The sequence below is a fragment of the Jiangella alkaliphila genome (genome assembly GCF_900105925.1).
GTDB lineage: Bacteria > Actinomycetota > Actinomycetes > Jiangellales > Jiangellaceae > Jiangella > Jiangella alkaliphila.
The window spans coordinates 7,428,546-7,448,751 of the sequence record NZ_LT629791.1 but is presented as its reverse complement, the minus strand read 5'-3'; the positions used below and the strand labels follow the sequence as shown (position 1 = coordinate 7,448,751).

Here is a 20,206-nt window from a genome sequence, read left to right as displayed (position 1 = left end):
ATGAACGCCAGTGACCTGCGAGGCCTCGCCCTCGCCACGATCTTCCCGGGCTTCCTCGGCGCGCACGACGTCCCGCCGTGGCTGACCGCCATGGCGGCCGAGGGGCTCGGCGGCGTCGTGCTGTTCGGCCGCAACGTCGACCCCGACCGCGGCGACGCCGGTGTAGCCGCGCTCACGGGCGCGCTGCACGCGACCAACCCGGACCTGCTGGTCGGCATCGACGAGGAGGGCGGCGACGTCACGCGGCTCGACGTCGCGGCCGGGTCCATGCTGCCCGGCAACGCCGCGCTCGGCGCGCTGGACGACCCGGAGGCGACGGAGCGGGTGGCGGCCGAGGTGGCCGCCCGGCTGCGGGCCTGCGGCATCGACCTCAACTTCGCGCCCGTCGCCGACGTCGACTCCAACCCGCTGAACCCCGTCATCGGGGTCCGCTCGTTCGGCTTCGACCCCGACCTCGTCGCACGGCACGTCGCCGCGTACGTCGCCGGGCAGCAGGCGCAGGGCATCGGCGCCACGGCCAAGCACTTCCCGGGCCACGGCGGCACCAGCGAGGACAGCCATCTCACCGTGCCGTCCATCGACGACCCGCTCGACGTCATCCAGGCACGCGACCTGCCGCCGTTCCGGGCGGCGGTGAAGGCCGACGTCAAGATCGTCATGACGGCGCACATCCGGTTCCCGGCAATCGACGCCGACAGCCCGGCCACCCTGTCGCGGCCGGTCATCACCGGCGTGCTGCGCGACGAGCTGGGCTACGACGGCCTGGTCATGACCGACGGCATGGACATGCACGCCATCAGCCAGACCGTCGGGCACGCCGAGGGCGCGGTACTGGCGCTGCTGGCCGGCGTCGACGCGCTGTGCGTCGGCGGCGACACCGTCGGCCCCGAGACGCTCGAGGCCATGGTGGCGGCGCTGATCGACGCCGTGCGGACCGGGCGGCTGCCGGAGGAGCGGCTGGCCGAGGCGGCCGGCCGGGTCCAGGCGCTGCGCCGCTGGGTGCGCGACGTGTCGCCGTCGCCGGTGCTGCACGGGTCGGCGGCCGACGCCGCGCGGCAGGCCGTCACCGTCCACGGCGACGTCACGCTCACCGCGCCGCCGCTGGTCGTCGAGCTCGACGACGAACCGTCCGTCGCCGCCGGCCCGATCCCGTGGGGCGTCGGCCGGCACCTCGTCGACCGCCTGCCCGGCACCGTCCTGGCCCGGGTGACGGAGTCGACGGCGGACCTGCCGGCGGTGCTCGCCGCGCTGCCGGGGCGCCGGCTGGTCGTCGGCGTCCGCGGGGTGCGACGGCGTCCGTGGCAGGTCGCGCTCGTCGAGGCCGCGCGCGCCGCCCGGCCGGACCTCATCGTCGTCGACCACGACGTGAACCCGCTGCCCGAGGTGCTCGGCGAGAACTACCTGCTCACCCACGGCGCCGCCCGGGTCACCGCCGAAGCCGCCGCCGAGCGGCTGGCCGCCGCACTAGCACCACCGGGGTAACGCCCACCACCCTGATCCCTCCTACGGGGGAGTTCCGGCCCGGCCCGGACCGGGAGCATCGTCGGTATGACGACTGTGCGCACCCGGTCCGGGGCGGTCCGGCCTCGGCAACTGGCCGGCGACGTCCTGGCGATCGGCCGGCCATGGTTCTGGTTCGTCTCGCTGGTGCCGTACTACCTGGGCATCGTGCTGGCGACGCGGCAGCTCGTGCCGCCTATGGCGGACTGGCCGGTGCTGGCGCTCGGCGCGGTGGTGATCGGGCCGCTGATGTGGATCTCCGTGCTCGCCGTCAACGACGCGCACGACCTGCGCGGCGACCGGCTGAACCCGCGCAAGGCCGGGTCACCGCTGGTCGGCGGCCGGTTGACGCCGGTCGGAGCGCAGGTCCTGGCGTTGCTGGCCGGCGTGCTGGCGGTCGCCGCTGCGCTGTTCGTGAGCCCGCTGTTCGCCCTCGGGACGGCGATCGTGCTGCTCGTCGGCTGGGCCTACAGCGCGCCGCCGCTGCGGCTCAAGGCCCGCCCCGGCTTCGACGTCGCCGTCAACGCGCTGGCCATCGGCGCCGCCGGACAGCTGGCCGGGTGGTCGCTGCTGCGGCCGCTCGCGGAGTTCCCCTGGCCGATGGCGGTGCTCGGGACGCTCGTCGGCGCCGCTTTGTACGTCCCGACGACCTTGGCCGACCTCGAGGCGGACCGGATCAGCGGCTACACGACGGTCGCTGTGCGGCTCGGCCCGCGGCGGGCGTACCTGCTGGGGCTCGCGCTGTGGCTGGCGGCGGGGACGTTGTCGCTGGTGATGTCCGCCGCCGACGTGGTGATCCCGCGGTCGATGCTGCCGATGGAGATCGTGCTGGTGCCGTCGCTGGTCGTCGCGTACCGGCACCTCGTGCGGGCCGAGCGGAGCTTCCGCGGCATCGTCGCCGTCGCCGTCCTCTTCCTGGTGCCCAGCCTGACCTTCGTCCTCACCTACACCGGCACCCTCCCATGATCATCAAGGATCCGTGGCGTCATCACCCACCGATCCTTGATGATCCCCGTTGTCCACAGATCGCGAATCGGGTCTGGCACGGCGACCGTCGTCCGATCAGGCTGGACGGGTGTCCGATCTCGATCAGTTGGCCGATCTCCAGCACGGCGTGATCAGTCGCGCCCAGGCGCTGGCCGCCGGCTTGACGGTCGACGCGCTGCTCTGGTCGCTGCGGTCGGGACGCTGGCAGCGGGTGCACGCCGGTGTGTACGCCACGCACACCGGGCCGCTGCCGTACGAGGCCCAGGTGTGGGCGGCGATCCTGCGCGCCGGCCGCGGCGCCGTCGCCAGCCACCGCACCGCCGCCCACCTGGACGGACTGTACGACGACCCCGGCCCGGTCATCCACGTGACCGTGCCCGCCGACCGGTACGTGGAGCCTCGCATCGACGGCGTCCGGGTCCACTACGCGCACCGATTGCCACTGACCCGGCATCCGGCGAAGAACCCGCCACGCACGCGCCTCGACGAGACCGTCCTCGATCTCGTCGACGTCGCACCCCACCCACGCGACGCCGAGACCTGGGTCACCGCCGCCTGCCAGCGCCGCCTCACCACGCCGGAACGGTTGGCCGATTCGCTGGGACGGCGCAAGAAGATCCGCTGGCGGCCGATGGTCGAGGCGATGCTGGCCGACGTCGCCGACGGAGCCCAGTCACCGCTCGAACTCCGTCACCTGCGCCGGGTCGAACGCGCCCACGGCCTGCCCACCGGCTGCCGTCAGCGGCGGGTCGCCGGCAGCCGCGTCATCTGGATCGACGTCGACTACCCCGACTACCACCTCCGGGTCGAACTCGACGGCCGCATCGGGCACACCGGCGAAGGCCGCTTCCGCGACCGTCGTCGGGACAACCGCGCCACCGTCGACGGCCACGCCACACTCCGCTACGGCCACGCCGACATCTTCGCCAGCCCCTGCACCGTCGCCGCCGAACAAGCCCGCGTCCTACGAACCCGCGGCTGGACCGGACGCCCCCGGCCGTGCGCGCCGTCATGCCCCGTCCGACCCGTGATCATCAAGGATCGGTGGGGTGATGACGCAATGCCGTTAAGTTAGGGCGGTTTTGCTGGCCCGGCGAACTTTGATCTTGTGGGTGGCGTGGCTGGGTGGGCGGGTCTGGTCTCGTCGTTTGGCTTTGAAGGTGTTCCGGGGTGGTTTCTTGACGCGCTGCGTGACGCGGGCTCGTCGTGGCGGGTTGAGGTCGCTGCTGATGGCGGCGATGGCCAGGACGCGCGTGTTCTGGTCGAGTCGGCCGGCGGTGATGGTGTCTCGGGTGACGCGGATGGTGATGGTGAAGGAGATCCGGCGCGGGTCCACGCCGACGGTGTCCGCGGCGTCGGTTCTCAGGGTGCAGAGGGCTTGGTAGGTGACGAGCAGGGCGTAGATCTCCTGATCGACGAGGTCGGGTGACTTCGAGCGCAGGATGAACCCGGCGCCACGCAGTCGGGTCTTGAGTTCCTGGTAGCTGTTCTCCGATTCCCACCGCTGGTGGTAGGCCTCGGCGACGGCTCGGGCGGGCGCCTCGGCCGGGTCGAGCAGGGTGGTGACGAGCCTGATATCGCTGATGGTGACGGTATCGCCGACGTGGGTGGTGACTCGGTAGTCGACGATACGCACCGGGTGCCGGGCATCGGAGGCTCCGGCCAGCCCCGCCGGGCGGCGGTGCGCCAGCGCTTCTTGTAGCGTTGCGCGGTGATCACTGACAGGTAGGAGCCGTCGTCGAGGATCTTCATGGCGGGGAAGTCGGCGTTGCCCTTGATCCGCCAGATCAGGTCCGCGCCGGTGCTGGTGGCGATCTGGGCGAACAACCGGTGACCGAAGTTGCGGTCGGCGAGCACCAGCATCCCCGGACGCATCGCACCGATCAGCCGCTGGGTCAGTTCCTGCTCGCTGTGCCGGCACGCGTCGAACACCGCGTCGATGATCGCGTGGGTGGCGCATTCGATCAGCGCGACCAGCCGCACCTGTGCGAACCCCGAGGGCGTGCCGATGTGGCCGAACGCGGCCACGTTGGCCGCGGTGTCGGCCAGGTCCAGGGCGGTGCCGTCGAAGGCGACCAGCCGCCGCCCGAACAGCCACGCTCCCGCCGCGTCGGGCGCCGCGCGTGGGCCTCGGACCCGGTCGAACAGCAGCCGCAGCGGCGTGACGCCCAGGCGTTTGCGGGCCTGGCACAGCGCCGACGCGCTCGGCACGACCAGCCCCCGCAGGTACCCGAACGTGCTGGTCAGCCAGCACATCACCATGCGGTATCCCGGCGGGGAATGCGAGTCGGCGCCGCAGAACACGCATAACCCGAGCACGAAGACCATCACCGTCCGGGCCGGCAACAGCCGCCGCCGCTGCTCGCGCACACCGGCCTGCTCGATCACCTCGTCCAGCAGCTCCGGACAAAGATCACTTTCCAGTGCGCCCAGACTCACCTCGCCCGATCGCCACGTGGCAGACTCAGAACTCACAGGGCCCTCCGGCAGACGATGATCTTCGACAATCACCGTTCTAACGGAGGGCCCTGCCCACGAACCCCACCGACACGCCGCTGACCAGCACAAACCGCCCTAACTTAACGGCATTGGGTGATGACGCCACGGATCCTTGATGATCATGGGGTCACGTCGGCGAGGCGGTCCAGCTCGCGCTGGGTGAGGTGCAGGCTCATGGCGCCGGCGCTCTCGTCGGCGTGCCGGGGCTTCGACGCGCCCGGGATCGCGACGACGGTGTCGCCGTAGTAGCTGGTCAGCCAGCTCAGCGCGACCTGGCTCAGCGTGGCCCCGTGTGCGGCGGCGACGGCGCGCAGCTCGTCGATCAGCGGCGCCGTGCGGGTGAGCGTCGCGGACGAGAACCCGGCCAGCCGCCGCCGGATCCGCCGCACGTCGCGGAACAGCGTGGGGTCCTCGTGGAACCTCCCGGTGAGCAGGCCGGTGTGCAGCGGCGCCAGCGCGATCAGCGTCACCCCGAGCCGGCGCGCCGCGGCCAGGACGCCGTCGCGCTCGATGCGCCGCTCCAGCAGGCTGATCTGCACCTGGTTCGACGCGAGCGGGATGCCGTACTCGGCGAGGACGGCGTGCGCCCGCTCCATTTGCGCGGCGGAGAAGTTGCTGACGCCGACCGCGCGGATGCGTCCCTGCCGGTGCAGCTGCGCCATGGCTCGGACCTGGCTGGCGAGGGACGAGAGACTGCCGTGTGGCATGTGGATCTGGTGCAGGCCGAGCGGGTAGCCCTGCAGCGCCGCCAGCCGGTCGCCGACGGTGCGGCCGATGCTGGCCGCGGTGCGGAACCACGGCGTCCACTTGCTGGCGATGACGACGTCGCCGGTGCCGGCGCCGAGCTGGTGCAGCGCCGTCGTCAGCGTTCGTTCGGAGTAGCCCCGGCCGTACATCTCGGCGGTGTCGAACCAGGTCACGCCGCCGTCGAGGGCGGTGCGGACGATCATCGTGGCGGTCGCCTGGTCGAGCGTGGGGTAGTAGCGGTTCGCGATGCCGGGCCCGCCGAACGGCATGCAGCCCAGCCCGATCGGGGTGATCTCGAGGTCGGTGCGGCCGAGCCGCCGGGTCGTCGTGGCCATGTGAGTGACTCCCGTCTAATGATGAGACATCACTATCTCAACACGAGGCTATGCCATCTCGCAATGAGACATCGGCCGTAGGATGGCGCCATGGTCCGGCACCCCGCCATTCGCGACCGCATCGCCGCGGGCATCCTCGACACCGCCGCTTCGGTGCTGGCCGAGCGTGGCGAGTCGGTGAGCATGGCCGACATCGCCCAGGCCGCCGGCGTCGGCCGGGCCACGCTGTACCGCTACTTCCCGACCCGCGAGGCGCTGCTGCTCGGCCTCACCCGGGCCGCGTTCGAGGAGCTGAGCGACCGCATCGCCGCAGCCGAGCTGGACGCCGTCCCGCTGCGCGAGGGCGTGGCCCGGGCGGCGCGCGCCTTCATCGCGGCCGGGCGCCGCTACGCCGCCGTCATCCACGTCGGCAAGACCTACCTCGAGGACCCCGCCGAGTTCGACCGCGCGGTCGCCGAACCGGTGCGCGCCCTGATCCGCCGCGGCGTCGCCGACGGTGAGCTGCGCGCCGATGTGCCGCCCGACGTGCTGTTCGAGATGTTCACCGCGCTGCTCGAGCGGGCGCTACACCTGGTCGGCAGCGAGCGCCTCGGCGTCGAGCAAGCCGGCGCCGTCATCACGACGACCTTCCTCGACGGCGCTGGGCGCCGTTGAACACAGGCGAACGCCTATGCAAATGTCTATACACTGGGCACGAGTAGGGGAGGGCTGCCGTGACCTTGACGTATCCCGCGACTCACGAGCCCATCGGCGTGGTGCTGACCGCCGATGAGTACGACGCCCTGCCTCCGAACAACCTGCGAGAGCTCGTGGATGGAGTGGTCCGGGTGATGGCAACCCCGACGTTCTGGCACCAGGATGTCGCGGACGCTCTGAAGAATGCCCTACGCGGTGCTGGCGAGCATGGCTACCGGGTCAGTGGGCCGATCGAGGTCCGTCTCGGCAACCTCCTGCGTCGCAACCCTGATGTCGTCGTCGTGCGCCGAGAGCACTACGACCGCCGCGCCAGCCGAGTCCTGCCCGAGCACGTCGTTCTCGCGGTCGAGGTGGTGAGCCCGGGTTCGGAGACCGACGATCGGCGGGAGAAGCCGGTCGAGTACGCCGAGGCTGGGATGGAGCACTACTGGCGGGTCGAGATCGACCCGGAGATCGCCATCCACACCTTCCGGCTCGGCGACAACGGTTATCTCGAGACCGGCGTCTGGAAGGCAGGCGACGTCGTCGACGCGCCCGGGGTGCGCTGGGCCAGGATTCTGGTCGACGACATCATCGACGCCTGATCAGTCCGCGGGGGTGCGGCCGGAGAGCTGCTCGACCTGCAGCAGCAGGCCGGCGTGGTCGAGGTCGCCGTGGCCCTGGGCGCGCAGGGCGCCTATCAGCGTCGCCGCGAGGGAGCCGGCCGGGATGGCCACCCCGGCGTCGCGGGCGGCGGCGGTGACGATGCCGAGGTCCTTGTGGTGCAGGTCGACCCGGAAGCCGGGCTGGAAGTTGCGGGCCAGCATGGCCGGCGCCTTGCGGTCCAGGACGGCGCTGCCGGCCAGGCCGCCGGCCAGCACCTCCACCGCCCGCTCGCGGTCCACGCCGTGGGCGGAGAGGAAGACCAGCGCCTCGGCGACCAGCTGCAACGTGCCGGCGACGATGAGCTGGTTGGCCGCCTTGACGGTCTGGCCGGCGCCGGGCGGGCCGACGTGGACGACGGTGCGGCCGAGCGCGTCGAGCACCGGCTTCGCGGCCTCGAAGGTCGAGGCGTCGCCGCCCACCATGATCGACAGCGTGGCGTCGACCGCGCCCTGCTCGCCGCCGCTGACTGGGGCGTCCAGCACCCGCACACCTCGGGCGTCCCCGGCCGCGGCCAGCGAACGGGCGACGTCCGGCCGGATGGTGCTCATGTCGACGACGATCGTGCCGGGCGCCAGCCGCTCCAGCACGCCGCCGTCGCCGAGCAGGACCGCCTCGACGTCGGGGGAGTCGGGCAGCATCGTGACGACGACGTCGGCGCCCTCGGCGGCCGCGGCGGCCGACGATGCGCCGCGCCCGCCCGCCTCGACCAGCCGCTGGACCTTCGCCGGGCTGCGGTTGAACCCGGTGACGTCGAACCCGGCCTGGACCAGGTTCGCCGCCATCGGCGCGCCCATGACCCCCAGACCGATGAAGCCGATGACCGTCATCGCCAGCTCCCTTCCTTGCGCCACGCGAACGGGTCCGCGTCGTCGCTCACGTGTTCCAGCGCCATCCACCCGTCGTACCCGCCGGCGACGAGGTCGTCGATCCAGGCCCGCAGCGGCAGCGTCCCGGTGCCGGGCGCGCCCCGTCCCGGCGCGTCGGCCAGCTGGACGTGCGCGATGCGGTCGCGGTACAGCTCGATCGCGGCCGCGACGTCGTCGCCGTTGACGGCCAGGTGGTAGACGTCGAGCAGCAGGCCGAGGTTGGTGGCGCCCACCCGGTCGGCGACCGCGACCACCTGCGCCGCCGTGCGCAACGGGTAGGCGTCGATACCGCTGACCGGTTCCAGCAGCACCGTCGCGCCGATGCCGGCCAGCCCGTCGGCCGCGGCCGCGAGGGCCTCGACGGCGACGGCGTCCTGCTCGGCGGGGTCGCGGCCGGGCAGCCGGTTGCCGTACAGCGCGTTGAAGTGACGGCAGCCCAGCTCGGCGCCGACGTACGCCGCCACCCGCACGCTGGCCAGCAGCTCGTCCTCGCGGCCGGGCCACGACACGACGCCGCGCTCACCGGCCGGCAGGTCGCCGGCGAACAGGTTCAGCCCGGCCAGCCGCAGCCCGGACGCCCGGACCGCGTCGACGAACGCCTCGACCTCGGCGTCGCCGGGCGTCGCGGTGGCGAACGGCCACCAGAACTCGGCCGCCTCGAACCCCGCCGCACGGACGGCGTCGAGCCGCTCGCGCAGCGGCAGCCGGGTCAGGAGGATCGAGCAGTTGACGGCGAATCGCGGTTCAGGCATAGCACCCCGTCGTAGATTGGTCTGACCACCCATCCGATAGCGACCATAGAAGCGCCATGACGGCGCTGTCAACCGTCGTGCCCCAGCTCGGCCAGCAGGCCGGTCTCGATGGCGCTCATGTGCATCGCCATCAGCTGGCCGGCCCGCCGCGGGTCGCGCTGCCGGATCGCCTCCAGCACCAGCTGGTGGTGCTCGAGGTAGGCCTCCGAGGCGTGCGACCGCGACCGTGAGCGGTGCTTGAGGTCGCTCCACGTCTGCTCGTGCATGAGGTCGTTCAGCGTGCGCTGCAGCGCCACCAGGACGCCGTTGTGCGAAGCCACCGCGACGGCCAGGTGGAAGGCGGCGTCGGCCTCGCTGGGGTCGCCGCCGGCGCGGGTGACGTCGGCCTGCTCGGTCACCGCGTCGTCGATGGCCTGCAGGTCACTGGGGTGGTGCGAGCGCGCCGCGTGCTCGGCGCAGACCGGCTCGATGGCGGCCCGGGCGACCATGAGGTCCAGCGGGCTGTGCTCGCCGATCATCGCCGCCTGGGCGCGCAGGATGGTGGTGTCGGAGCCGCTGTCGAGGGTGACGTAGGTGCCGCTGCCGACGCGGACGTCCAGCACGCCGGCGTGCTCGAGCACCCGGATCGCCTCGCGCAGCGAGCCGCGGCTCACCTGCAGCTGGTTGGCCAGGATGCGCTCGGCCGGCAGCGCGCTGCCCGGCGGCAGCCGGCCGTCGCGGATGCTGGCGAGGATCTGGTCGACGACCGAGGAGTACACCTTCGACCGTTCGACCGCGTGGAACGCGGGGCCGCCTGGCTGAGTCACCTGATGTCGATCCTCTCGTCTCCGGTGAGGCCACTGTAGCCGTCGTTCCGCGCCGAGTGGAGTGACGAACGCACAGGTCAGCGCCGGCGTGACGGCCCTTGCCCGGCCCGGCCTGCCGCGGCGGCCACCCGCGTCACCGCAGCTCAGCGGGCGTCGACAGTGGTGTGGGCACCCCTCAAATCTGGACTGGCTGGGTGGTTGGACCAATCTGCGAACGCGCACCGGAGTGGTGCGTAGACGTGCTCATTGCAAAACGCGGCTATGCTCCGTCCTGCACAGCGGCATCGGACGGGCACTGACGATTCCGCGTCGTCGATCCAGGGAGCCCGTTCGTGAAGCGCACCGCCCGGCTGGCCGCCGCGCTGGCCGTCGCCGCCGCCGTCGCCGCATCCTTCACCGCCCCCGCGCCTGCCGCGGACGTCGTCCCCGTCGCCGACCCGTTGCCGCGCATCGCCGCCGGGCCGGACCGGGCGCTGGTCGACACCGAGACCGGTGCGCCGTTCGAGCCGCGCGGCTTCAACTACGTGCGGCTGACGGCGATGCCGTCGAACGCAGCCAACCCGTACCACTCGACGTTCGAGCCGGGGCTGTACGACGCCGCCCGCGCCGACGCCATGCTCGCCGACGTGACGATGCGCGGCTACAACACCGTCCGCGTGTTCCTCGACCCCGGCAACGGGCAGGACAACCTGATGGGCGAGCCGCACGGGCTGGGTCACGGCGACGCCGACCTGAGCCCGGCGAACGCCGCCTACCTCGACAACGTCGCCGACTTCGTCCGCCGCGCCGCCGGGTACGGCGTGTACGTGCTGCCGTCGATGGACGTGTTCCCGCAGAACGGCTACTACCGCGACATCATCGTGAACAGCCCGCAGCCGGTGAACATCGTGGGCCGCAACCGCAGCTACATGTACGAGGGCTACATCCGCGCGAAGGAGGAGTACCTCCGCGTCTTCACGACGGAGATGACGGCCCGGCTCGGCGACCTGATGAGCACGTTCCTCGCGCTGCAGCTGGACAACGAGGCGTACCTCAACCACACCGAGGCGCCGTTCCACCAGTTCTCCGGCCAGATGACGGTGGCCGGCCGCACCTACCAGATGGCCGACCGCATGCAGCGGCAGGCGGCGGCCGACGCCGCGTTCGTCGCCTACGCCGACCGCGGTGTGGCCGCCGTCAAGGCCGTCGACCCGGATCTCATGGTGACGATGGGCGCGTTCACGAACCTGGCCGTCAAGAAGACCTTCGACGGCCTGTCCGGCGTGTGCGACGGTGCGCCGTGCGGCGATCCGCGGTACCCGGTCCGGGTGTCGACGCTGACCCGCGACTCCGACCTCGACTTCCTCGACATCCACCTCTACCTCGCCACCGGCCGGACGCTGGCGGCGTCGCTGGGCTCGATGGAGTGGTCGCAGGTCACCGGGCCGGTCATCAACGGCGAGTTCGGCACCGAGCGCCGGTGGTTCGGCAACGACATCCAGCAGGCCTGGCCGGCGCTGGTGGACCACCAGGTCGGCAGCTGCACGTACGGCATCACCGGCTGGCTGTACTGGACGTGGGACACGAACGAGGACGCCACGCAGCAGAAGTTCTTCACCGGCGTCGAGGCCGGCGGTGTGATCGCCGGCGCCCTGTCGCCGCGGCAGCGGCCCGACCCGTGCAGTACGACGCAGGTGCGCGTCCGGCACATGACGGTGTACCCGCTGGCCGCCGCCGAGCGCCCGCTCGCGCGCCCGCAGTTCCGCGGCGGCGGCCCGGACGGCACCGTCACCCTGTCGGTGAACGGCGAAGAGGCCGGCCGGACCACGTCCGACGGGCGCGGCTGGCAGCTGCGCCCGGCCCGCGACCTGCCGCTGGGCGAGCCGTTCGACGCGGTCTTCCGGCTCTACCGCGACGGCCGGCTCGCCGACCTCGTCACCATCGAGGACGTCGTCCTCGGCGGGTAGCCGCCCGTGGCCCGGTTGACCCGTCGTCAGGCGGCGGCCGGCGTGAGCGTCTCCTGCGAGCGGAACTGCGTGCGGTAGAGGTCGGCGTACGCGCCGCCCGCGGCCAGCAGTTCGTCGTGCGTGCCCCGCTCGACGATGCGGCCGTCGTCGACGACCAGGATCTGGTCGGCGTCGCGGACGGTGGACAGCCGGTGCGCGATGACCAGCGACGTCCGGCCGGCGAGCGCGGTCTCGAGGGCCCGTTGGACGGCGGCCTCGGACTCGGAGTCGAGGTGCGCCGTGGCCTCGTCGAGTACGACGATGCGGGGCGCCTTGAGCAGCAGCCGGGCGATGGCCAGGCGCTGCTTCTCGCCGCCGGAGAGCCGGTAGCCGCGCTCGCCGACGACGGTGTCGAGACCGTCCGGCAGCGACCGGACCACCGGGGCGATCTGCGCCGCCTCGAGCGCCGCCCAGATCTCGTCGTCGGCGGCGCCGGGCCGGGCGTAGCTCAGGTTGGCGCGCAGCGTGGTGTGGAACAGGTGCGCGTCCTGCGTGACGACGCCGATCGCGTCGCGCAGCGACTGCTGCGTGACGTCGCGGACGTCGTGGCCGCCGACCCGCACGGCGCCGCCGGTGACGTCGTAAAGCCGCGAGACCAGGCTGGTCACCGTGGACTTGCCTGCGCCGGACGGCCCGACCAGCGCGATCATCTCCCCCGGCCGCGCGGTGAAGGTGATGTCGTGCAGCACCTGGCCGCCGGGCGTGCTCGGCAGGCCGGCCGCCGACTCGAGCGAGGCGAGTGAGACGTCGGACGCGGCGGGGTAGCCGAAGTCGGCGTGGTCGAACTCGACCGACGCCGCGCCGGCCGGCAGCGGCTTCGCGTCGGCGGCGTCGCGGACCATCGGCTCCAGGTCGAGGACCTCGAGCACGCGCTCGAAGCTGACCAGCGTCGTCATGATGTCGACCTGCAGGTTCGAGAGCGACGTGATGGGCCCGTACAGGCGGCCGAGGTACGCCGTCAGCGCGACGATGGTGCCGACGCCCAGCGTGCCGGCGATGGCGAGCACGCCGCCGAGGCCGTAGACGAACGCCGTCGCCAGCGCGGCGAGCAGGCCGAGCGACGTCATGAGCACCCGCGAGTAGACCGCGGTCGTCACGCCGATGTCGCGGACCCGGGCGGCCCGCTCGTCGAACTCGGCGGACTCGGCCTCGGGCCGGCCGAAGATCTTGACCAGCAGCGCGCCGGCGACGTTGAACCGCTCGGTCATGGTCTGGCCCATGTCGGCGGTGAGGTCGTAGCGCTCGCGGGTGAGGTCGGCGAGCTTGCGGCCGACCAGCTTGGCGGGCAGCACGAACAGCGGCACGAGGACGAGCGCCGCGACGGTGATCTGCCACGACAGCACGAACATGGCGGCCAGCACGGCCGCCGTCGTCGCGACGTTGCCGACCACCGTCGACAGCGTGGACGTGAACGCCTGCTGCGCGCCCTGGACGTCGCCGTTGAGGCGGCTGACCAGCGCGCCGGTCTGGGTGCGGCTGAAGAACGCGATGGGCATGCGCTGGACGTGCGCGAAGACCTGGCTGCGCAGGTCGTGGACCAGCCCCTGGCCGATGATCGCGGAGACGTAGCGCTGCGTGAGCCCGACGGCCGCCGTGACGACGGCCAGGCCGGCGACCGCGAGGGCCAGGCCGATGACCAGGCCCTGGTCGTCCTTGAGGACGCCCTCGTCGATGATCAGCTTGAACAGCAGCGGCTGGGCGGCGCCCAGCACCGCGTCGACCAGGATCAGCGAGAGGAAGACGGCGAGCTGCTTCTTGTAGGGGCGGGCGAAGGTGAGGATGCGCCGGACGGTGCCGGGCGCGAGCTTGTGGGCGGTGACGGAGCGGTCCTTGACGAAGGAGCGGGTCCGGCCGCGAGTGGAGTCATCCACGGGGACCTCCTAGTGGTGCATCGTAAAGTCTGATACGGAGTTTACCTCGTAAAGAGGTTGAAGCGCAAATCGGTGATAGGCTGGCGTCGTGGAGAGGGAGCCGGCCGCCCGCATCGCCGACCTGCTGAGCAGCGCCAACCGGCGCATGCGCCGGGCGTCGAAACTCGAGCTCGAGCGCGCCGGCGTCACGCACAGTCAGCTGCGCGTGCTCCGGCTGCTGTCCGCCGCCGGCGAGCCGCTGCGGGTGAGCGAGCTGGCCCGCCGGCTCGACGTCATCCCGCGCTCCGCGACGTCGGTGGTCGACCTGCTCGAGGCCGGCGGCCTGGTCGAGCGGCGGCCCGACCCCGCTGATCGCCGGGCCATCCTCGTCGCGCTGACCCCGGCCGGCGACGGCGTCCTCCGGTCGATGCGCGCCCATCGCGCCGCCGGCCTGGCGCAGATGCTCGATCGCCTCACCGACGACGAGCAGGCCGAGCTGATCCGCCTGCTCACCGTCCTCACCGCCGACGACTGAGCGGGCGCAGCCGTGGGCCAGGCCGGGCGCCGGTCAGCCGTTGAGCCCGATGCGGACGGTGTCGAGCAGGTCGGCGGGCTTGCAACGGTCCGCCGCCTGCTCGACGGGGACCCATTCGGACGCGGTGTACTCGGCGTTGAGCTGCACGGGCGTTCCCCAGGGCACCTCGAGCCGGTACACACCGACCTCCTCAGAGGCATCGACGCGGACGGGTCGCGGCTCGGCGACGATGCCGGTCTCTTCCCGCAGCTCACGGGCGGCACAGTCGGCGATCTTCTCGCCCGGCTCGCGGACGCCGCCGGGCGGCACCCAGGACCATTCGCCGTCGAGGGACTCGATGTCGGCGGGGTGCAGCAGGAGCACGTGCTGCCCCTTCGGCCCCTTGCTCGTCACGACGATCGTGGCCACGAACGGGCTCGTCTCGAGCGGCTCGTTGGTCGGGTCGGTCATGGCGGACAAGTGTGACGCATGACGTGGCCGAATGCTGGCGGATCGCCCAGGATGTAGCCGTCCGGGCGAGTCGCGAGCACCTGCCTCGGCTACTCGGCCGCCAGCGCGGCAGCCCGGATCGACGCCGCGGTCGTCGTCGGGTCGTAGCCCTCGGGCACGCCGTCGATCATGATGATGTCGCCGTCGATGTGCCGGGAGCGCAACGGCGCGATCTCCTGGTACTCGGGGGAGTCCCACCAGCTGCGCGCCTCGGCGAGCCCGGGAAAGCCGATCATCACGACACCGCCGGGCCAGCTGCCCTCCTTCACCTCGTGCCGCGTGGCGTGCACGAGGAAGCGGCCGCCGTATGGCTCGAAGGTGCCGGAGATGCGCTCGATGTACTCGGCGATGTCCGGGTGCGGGGCGGCGTCCTGCAGGTGGGCGATGACGTAGGCGGGCATGCCGATCAGCGTAGATCGGCGCACCGTCACCCGAGCGTCGCCCCCGCGCGTCCGGGGCCGGCCTCGAGCGCCGTCCGGTCCCAGCCTCCGAGGTCGGCGCCGGCGCGATAGGTGGTCTCGAAGAACTCGGCGAGCATGCCCTCCGGGTCGGACGCGGAGGCGACGGCCTCGTAGGGCAGCAGGAACTCGCCGTCCGCATAGGTCGTGCCCGCCGGCCCGACGGGGTGCGCCGCGTACCCGTCGGGCTCGGGATAGGCGTAGGCGTAGAACGCGCCCTCGTCACCGCCGCCCGGCCAGAACCCGCAGCTGGCCAGCTCGTGCGAGTAGCCCTCGTGCATGACCGACGGCGGGCAGTTGGGCGCGCCGCCGGGGTGACGTGGCGCCGTGCGGCCGGAGAAGCGAGTGCAGGCGAGGTCCATGGCGCCCCAGAAGAAGTGCACGGGGCTGACCTTGCCGACGTACCCGGAGCGGAACGTGGTCAGCGCCTGGTGCGCCTGGAGCAGCTGACGGCGGTAGAGCTCGACGGCGTGCGGGTCGTACGAGGCGTGCTGGGTGTCCTGGGCGAACGGGATCGCGGGGTCGACCTCGTTCGGAGTGGCGTGGATGCGGGTGCTCAGGCCGAGCCCGTCGAGCGCGTCCATCGTCTCGGCGTAGAAGACGGCGACCGGCTTGGGCTCGAGCGCGACGCTGCTGTGCCTGCCCTCGCTGGTGCGAATCTGCAGCTGGTGGTCGACGAGGTCGAACTCGATCTCGAACGCGCGGTCCCCGTACGGGATCGTCGACGTGGTGAGGCCGCGCGGGGTGACGTACAGGGTGACGTGCCACCAGTGGTTCACCGCCGGCGCGTGGGCCATGCGGATCTTCCCGACGATCTGGGTCCACAGATGCAGCGTGTCCCTGGTGTCGGCCCAGTCCGCCGTGCGCAGCCGAGGCCACGCCAGACCCGGGTCGATGCTCTGCTCGGCCATCGGCTCAGTCTGCGCCGGGGTGGGCCCTGCGGGCGAATCCGATGGCGGCGGTGAGGACGCCGAGGGTCGCGAGGAGGGCGATGAATGCGAAGGCGGCGCGGAAGCCGTCGATGCCGGATCCCGTGACCAGCACGGTCGACACCGCGGCGACGCCGGCGGCGCCGCCGATCTCACGCATGGTCTCCACCAGGCCGGACGCCAGTCCCGATTCCGACCGCGACGTGCCGGACAGCGCGCCGATCTGCAGCGTGGGCGCGAAGAGTCCGGCGCCGATCCCGGCGAGCAGGAAGGCCGGCAGGACGTCGGCGAGATAACTGGCATCCGCGGGAACTCTGGTCAACCACAGCACCCCGACGGTGAAGATCGAAATGCCGGTGATCAACAGCGACCGTACGCCCACGTAGGTGACGAGCCGGGCGGCGGCCATGGCTGCCGCGAAGCAGGTCGTGGTCGTGGCCAGCCACGCCACCCCGGTCGTCGTCGGTGAGTAGCCGAGCGCCTGCTGCATCAGCAAGGATCCGACGAAGATGAACGACAGGAAGGCGCAGGAGGCGAGGAACGCGGTCACGTTGGCCGCGACGAGGGTGCGGTTTCTCAGCGTCGAGGCCGGCACGAGCGGCGCGGCGGCTCGTGCCTCGATCCGCACGAACGCCGCCAGCAGCGCGGCGGCCACCGCCAACATCGCGAGCGTCGATCCGGCGGCCCAGCCGTGGTTCGCGCCGTGGTGCAGCGCGTACACGAAGACCAGCAGCCCGCCCGTCACCGTCGTCGCCCCAGCGATGTCGAGCCGCGTGGTGCGGTCAGCAGCCCGATCCCGAGCCAGGAACACGACGGCGAGCATGATCAGCAACGCGCCGACCGGCACGTTGATCAAGAACGACCAGCGCCAGCCCGGACCCCCGGCGAACAGCCCGCCGGCGACGACGCCGACCGACCCGGCCACCCCGCCCACGGCCCCGAACAGACCGATCGCACGATGGCGTTCGCGTCCCTCCGCGAAGGTGACGGCCAGCAGCGACAAGGCCGCCGGCGCGATCAGCGCGGCGCCGAACCCTTGAACGGCCCGCGCGGCGATCAACAGGCCGCCGCCTTGCGCGGCACCGGCCGAGAACGACGCGACCGTGAAGACCGCGAGGCCGGCCAGGAGGATGCGCCGGCGTCCCAGCTGATCGGCCATTCTGCCGCCGAGCAGGAGAAACCCACCGAGCAGCAGTCCATAGGCCACCACCACCCACTGCACCATGCTCTGACCGACACCGAGATCACGCTGGATCGACGGCAGTGCCACATTCACGATGGCGATGTCGAGTCCGACCATCGCCTGGGCCACACATACCAGCGCCAGTACCAGTCCCTTTCTGATGGGCGTCCGTGTCGACGGGTCGGTGACGGCAGGAGCAACCTGGGCTTCGATGAGCGACATCGTTCGACTCCCTTCTGGTCTGGGGTCAGCCGCGGATCTTCGGCATGGGCTGTCCGGTGCCGGTGGCGATCAGCCTCGGCAGGCTCTCGGTGATGTAGAAGGTCCAGCCGCGCGAGCAGGCCTCGAAGCAGGCGGAGTCCGCGGCGTTCAGGCCCTCGTGGGTGAAGTGGACCGTCGTGCCGTCCGAACCCGCGGAGATGTCGAAGACGACCTGGGTATCGGTCCATTCGTCGTGGTCCTCGATGAAGACGAGGTAGGAGTCCACGACGTGCCAGACGACTCGCCTGCCTGGGACGACCTCCGTGAGACGAAACCGGCTGAAGCGGATGCCGTCGCCGGCCTCGTAGAAGACGAACTCGTCGTCAGCGGCGGCGGTGGCGCCGATGATGTTCTCGCTCCACCAGCCACGCACGTTGGTGATGGCTGCGAAGACTTCGTCCGGGGTGTGGCTGACCGAGATCGTGGCGGTCAGGTGATCGGTGCGCGACATCTGTCGTGCCTCCTTCTTCTTGGTGGCCGTTTGACCGACCGACGAAGAAGGAGGCTGAGGATCGACATCGACGTCGAAGAAATTTCCGCACCGCCGCGATGAGAAGGTGCGGCGCTGCGTCTGACTCGTCCGTCAGCGGGCCTGGGCGCCGGCAGACCAGTCCGGGAGCTGCTGCAGGGCCCAGCCGTTGCCGTCCGGGTCGGAGAAGAAGACGAACCGGCCCCACGGCTGGTCGTCGACCTCGCTGACCTCGATGCCGCGCGCGAGCAGGTCGGCACGGGCGGCGTCGGCGTCGGCCACCACCATCTGCAGGTTGTCCAGCGACCCGGGTTCCATGCCGGTCAGCCCCAGGCCGAGCGCGATCGAGCAGGCCGACCCCGGCGGAGTGAGCTGCACGAACCGGACCGTTTCGCTGACCGCGTGGTCATGGTCGGCGTTGAAGCCGGCCCGCACGTAGAACTCCTTCGCCCGGTCGACGTCGGTCACGGGCACCGCCACGAGCTCCAGTTTCATGTCCATGCCGCGAGCGTAGCCACTCCGAAGGCCACTGCTCAGTCGCTCCAGCGGCCGAGTTGGCCGAGGCGCAGAAGGCGCTCACCGGCCTGGAACGTCTGCGCTGGGCCTCCATCGACAACGCCCGGGGTCCGGAACACGTAGCAGTCGAGTGTGAATGTGCAGCTAAGGGGCGTGCGGACGAGCGTTCGCGACCGTGGAGGCATGACGATTCCGGCGTTCAGCGATCCGGCCATTGTGGTCGCCGCGACGCCCGCCGATCCTGAGCGGGGAACGTGCGGAGTGGCGGGCGTGGTGGTCCACCCTGCCCGCGGTCGAGCGCTATCGGCCGGCGGCTGAGGTGCTCGGCGAGATCCGCGGCGGGGCTAGCCCCGCCGCGAGGCCGTCTCGAACGGGGCGCTAGTCAACGTGCGGGTAACGGCCAGCCAGGTACAGGTCGATCTGCCGCCGCATCGTGGGGTGGATGTCCAGCGTCTCCAGGTCGGCCGGCGCGACCCATCGCACGTCGGACGCCTCGTCATTGGTCGTCGGTGCGCCGCTCACCGGACGAGCCAGCAGCGCGACCTCGTACTCCTGCCGGACCTCGCCGTTGCTGGTGTACTCGATGATGTGCGCGGGGTCGGAGAAGATGCCGAGGATGCCGGTGACCTCGACGGTGACGCCCGTCTCTTCCTGGGTCTCGCGGATCGCGCACTCGGTGATCGTTTCGCCCTTCTCTTGCGCGCCCATGGGCAGCGCCCACTGCCCGGTATCGCGGCGGCGCTGCAGCAGGATCTCGCCGGCGTCGTTGACGGCGAGCACGCCGGCAGCCGGGACCAGGCTGTTCGGCGCCGGCGCGTCGGGATCGTGCCAGTACTCGATGCGACGAGCCATCAGACCTCCTCGCCGTGCCACGAAGCCGCGGTCGTCCAGACCGTCTCGAAGCTCGAGGTGTAGGCGTCGAAGATCCCGCCGTCCTCGCCGCGGCGCAGGTGTAGGGCCGGGTTCGAGCTGGCCGGCTCGCCGAAGACGTGCGGGTTGACGATCAGCTCGTCGTCGTAGCGGAACAGAGACGCGTACACGACGGCGTTGTGCAGGCGGACCTCGACGCCGTCGACGTCGACGAGGTCACGGTAGTACTTCAGCGACGTCCTGATCTTCCCCGCGAGCACGCCCGGGCCGAGCAGGGGTTCCTCGAGCTCGCGGCCGGCGACCGCGGTCCCGGCGGGCTGACCCAGGCACAGCCGCACCCGCACGCCGCGGCCGGCCGCGGCGGCGAGCTGGCGGCCGATGCGCGGCTGTACCTGGTGGAAGAACGTCGCCGCCCACGCCCACAGGTCGACCGACTCGTCTGCGCCGGACAGGAGTCGCGCCCACAGCTCGTGCGGCACGCTGCCCCGGTGCGGGTAGACCTCGACGACCTCGCCGAGCGCCGCCTTGGCGGCCTTCCCACGTCCTAGCGTGGGCCATAGCTGCTTCACGTCCACCTCGAGCATGGTCGCCACTTCGTCGGCGATGCGCGGGTACGGCACGCGGCCCAGGCTGACCCATCTCTGGACGGTCTTCTGGTCGACACCGACCTTCTCGGCCAGCGCCTGGGCGGTGACCCCGCGCTCGATCATCGTGGCCTTCAACTGCCCGTTCTGCATAGCCCTGCTCCTGGACGTCTCACGGGGACGTCTACACCGGAGCAAGACGTCCTTCAGTTGTCCCAATCTGGCGGTACCGACGTCCCTGGTC

At 71.6% G+C, this 20,206-nt stretch carries 22 protein-coding genes; 7 read left to right on the top strand and 15 right to left on the bottom strand.

The annotated features are described in order from the left end of the window. The 3 genes from BLV05_RS34145 to BLV05_RS34135 all read left to right on the top strand — a co-directional run bounded on the left by BLV05_RS34145 (position 1) and on the right by BLV05_RS34135 (position 3,562). Complete coding sequence (locus tag BLV05_RS34145) at positions 1-1,482, top strand: glycoside hydrolase family 3 protein (RefSeq protein ID WP_046769531.1); 1,482 nt, start codon at positions 1-3, stop codon at positions 1,480-1,482. 66 nt (positions 1,483-1,548) lie between these two features. After that, positions 1,549-2,466: a UbiA family prenyltransferase gene (locus BLV05_RS34140; RefSeq protein WP_082155329.1), complete on the top strand. Its 918-nt coding sequence runs from the start codon at positions 1,549-1,551 to the stop codon at positions 2,464-2,466. A 109-nt stretch (positions 2,467-2,575) separates the two neighbouring features. Next, a complete protein-coding gene (locus BLV05_RS34135) occupies positions 2,576-3,562 on the top strand; it encodes a type IV toxin-antitoxin system AbiEi family antitoxin domain-containing protein (protein ID WP_046769532.1) in 987 nt (328 codons plus the stop codon). Here the strand turns inward: BLV05_RS34135 and BLV05_RS36355 are convergent. The 3 genes from BLV05_RS36355 to BLV05_RS34125 all read right to left on the bottom strand — a co-directional run bounded on the left by BLV05_RS36355 (position 3,554) and on the right by BLV05_RS34125 (position 6,068). Then, complete coding sequence (locus BLV05_RS36355) at positions 3,554-3,823, bottom strand: hypothetical protein (RefSeq protein WP_157524329.1); 270 nt, start codon at positions 3,821-3,823, stop codon at positions 3,554-3,556. The two genes, BLV05_RS34135 and BLV05_RS36355, sit on opposite strands and share 9 nt — an antisense overlap. Before the next feature lie 26 nt (positions 3,824-3,849). Next, complete coding sequence (locus BLV05_RS34130; protein ID WP_172860705.1) at positions 3,850-4,926, bottom strand: IS4 family transposase; 1,077 nt, start codon at positions 4,924-4,926, stop codon at positions 3,850-3,852. A gap of 179 nt (positions 4,927-5,105) precedes the next feature. After that, the gene (locus BLV05_RS34125; RefSeq protein WP_046769758.1) at positions 5,106-6,068 is read right to left on the bottom strand and encodes an aldo/keto reductase; all 963 of its coding nucleotides are present in this window, start codon (positions 6,066-6,068) and stop codon (positions 5,106-5,108) included. A 90-nt stretch (positions 6,069-6,158) separates the two neighbouring features. On the opposite strand from BLV05_RS34125, the gene BLV05_RS34120 reads away from it, so the two are divergent. Both BLV05_RS34120 and BLV05_RS34115 read left to right on the top strand, forming a co-directional pair. Beyond that, the gene (locus BLV05_RS34120) at positions 6,159-6,722 is read left to right on the top strand and encodes a TetR/AcrR family transcriptional regulator (protein WP_046769757.1); all 564 of its coding nucleotides are present in this window, start codon (positions 6,159-6,161) and stop codon (positions 6,720-6,722) included. 98 nt (positions 6,723-6,820) lie between these two features. Beyond that, positions 6,821-7,348, top strand: a complete 528-nt coding sequence (locus BLV05_RS34115; protein ID WP_160312762.1) for a Uma2 family endonuclease — start codon at positions 6,821-6,823, stop codon at positions 7,346-7,348. Here BLV05_RS34115 and BLV05_RS34110 read toward each other — a convergent pair whose 3' ends face one another. From BLV05_RS34110 to BLV05_RS34100, 3 genes are all read right to left on the bottom strand, one after another. Continuing rightward, complete coding sequence (locus BLV05_RS34110) at positions 7,349-8,236, bottom strand: 2-hydroxy-3-oxopropionate reductase (RefSeq protein WP_197683465.1); 888 nt, start codon at positions 8,234-8,236, stop codon at positions 7,349-7,351. Beyond that, positions 8,233-9,027, bottom strand: coding sequence for a hydroxypyruvate isomerase family protein (locus BLV05_RS34105; protein ID WP_046769755.1), 795 nt, complete (start codon positions 9,025-9,027; stop codon positions 8,233-8,235). The genes BLV05_RS34110 and BLV05_RS34105 overlap by 4 nt, the downstream gene beginning before the upstream one ends. 68 nt (positions 9,028-9,095) lie before the next feature. Beyond that, positions 9,096-9,833 (bottom strand): FadR/GntR family transcriptional regulator, encoded by a 738-nt coding sequence (locus BLV05_RS34100; protein ID WP_046769754.1) that lies wholly within the window; start codon positions 9,831-9,833, stop codon positions 9,096-9,098. A 332-nt stretch (positions 9,834-10,165) separates the two neighbouring features. Here BLV05_RS34100 and BLV05_RS34095 point away from each other — a divergent pair, with 332 nt between their 5' ends. Beyond that, on the top strand, positions 10,166-11,779 hold the full coding sequence (locus tag BLV05_RS34095; RefSeq protein ID WP_046769753.1) for a cellulase family glycosylhydrolase: 1,614 nt from the start codon (positions 10,166-10,168) through the stop codon (positions 11,777-11,779). Positions 11,780-11,805: 26 nt separating this feature from the next. On the opposite strand, the gene BLV05_RS34090 is transcribed toward BLV05_RS34095, so the two are convergent. Continuing rightward, positions 11,806-13,689, bottom strand: coding sequence for an ABC transporter ATP-binding protein (locus BLV05_RS34090; protein WP_046769752.1), 1,884 nt, complete (start codon positions 13,687-13,689; stop codon positions 11,806-11,808). An 88-nt stretch (positions 13,690-13,777) separates the two neighbouring features. Between BLV05_RS34090 and BLV05_RS34085 the strand changes: the two genes are divergently transcribed. After that, positions 13,778-14,203 (top strand): MarR family winged helix-turn-helix transcriptional regulator, encoded by a 426-nt coding sequence (locus BLV05_RS34085; protein ID WP_052762626.1) that lies wholly within the window; start codon positions 13,778-13,780, stop codon positions 14,201-14,203. A 33-nt stretch (positions 14,204-14,236) separates the two neighbouring features. Here BLV05_RS34085 and BLV05_RS34080 read toward each other — a convergent pair whose 3' ends face one another. From BLV05_RS34080 to BLV05_RS34045, 8 genes are all read right to left on the bottom strand, one after another. Next, entirely contained in the window at positions 14,237-14,653 is a 417-nt protein-coding gene (locus BLV05_RS34080; protein ID WP_046769751.1) for an NUDIX hydrolase, read from the bottom strand. Positions 14,654-14,742: 89 nt separating this feature from the next. Next, entirely contained in the window at positions 14,743-15,093 is a 351-nt protein-coding gene (locus tag BLV05_RS34075) for a DUF1330 domain-containing protein (protein ID WP_046769750.1), read from the bottom strand. A 26-nt stretch (positions 15,094-15,119) separates the two neighbouring features. After that, positions 15,120-16,061 carry a DUF5996 family protein gene (locus BLV05_RS34070; RefSeq protein WP_046769749.1) on the bottom strand — a complete coding sequence of 314 codons (942 nt, stop codon included), beginning with the start codon at positions 16,059-16,061 and terminating at the stop codon, positions 15,120-15,122. Between the two features lie 4 nt (positions 16,062-16,065). After that, the gene (locus tag BLV05_RS34065; protein WP_082155369.1) at positions 16,066-17,484 is read right to left on the bottom strand and encodes an MFS transporter; all 1,419 of its coding nucleotides are present in this window, start codon (positions 17,482-17,484) and stop codon (positions 16,066-16,068) included. 25 nt (positions 17,485-17,509) lie between these two features. Beyond that, positions 17,510-17,974, bottom strand: a complete 465-nt coding sequence (locus tag BLV05_RS34060; RefSeq protein ID WP_046769748.1) for an SRPBCC family protein — start codon at positions 17,972-17,974, stop codon at positions 17,510-17,512. A gap of 132 nt (positions 17,975-18,106) precedes the next feature. Then, a complete protein-coding gene (locus BLV05_RS34055) occupies positions 18,107-18,493 on the bottom strand; it encodes a VOC family protein (RefSeq protein WP_046769747.1) in 387 nt (128 codons plus the stop codon). A gap of 393 nt (positions 18,494-18,886) precedes the next feature. After that, entirely contained in the window at positions 18,887-19,360 is a 474-nt protein-coding gene (locus BLV05_RS34050; RefSeq protein WP_046769746.1) for an NUDIX domain-containing protein, read from the bottom strand. Then, positions 19,360-20,115: a hypothetical protein gene (locus BLV05_RS34045; RefSeq protein WP_046769745.1), complete on the bottom strand. Its 756-nt coding sequence runs from the start codon at positions 20,113-20,115 to the stop codon at positions 19,360-19,362. Before BLV05_RS34045 ends, BLV05_RS34050 begins: the two co-directional genes overlap by 1 nt. Positions 20,116-20,206: the final 91 nt, after the last annotated feature.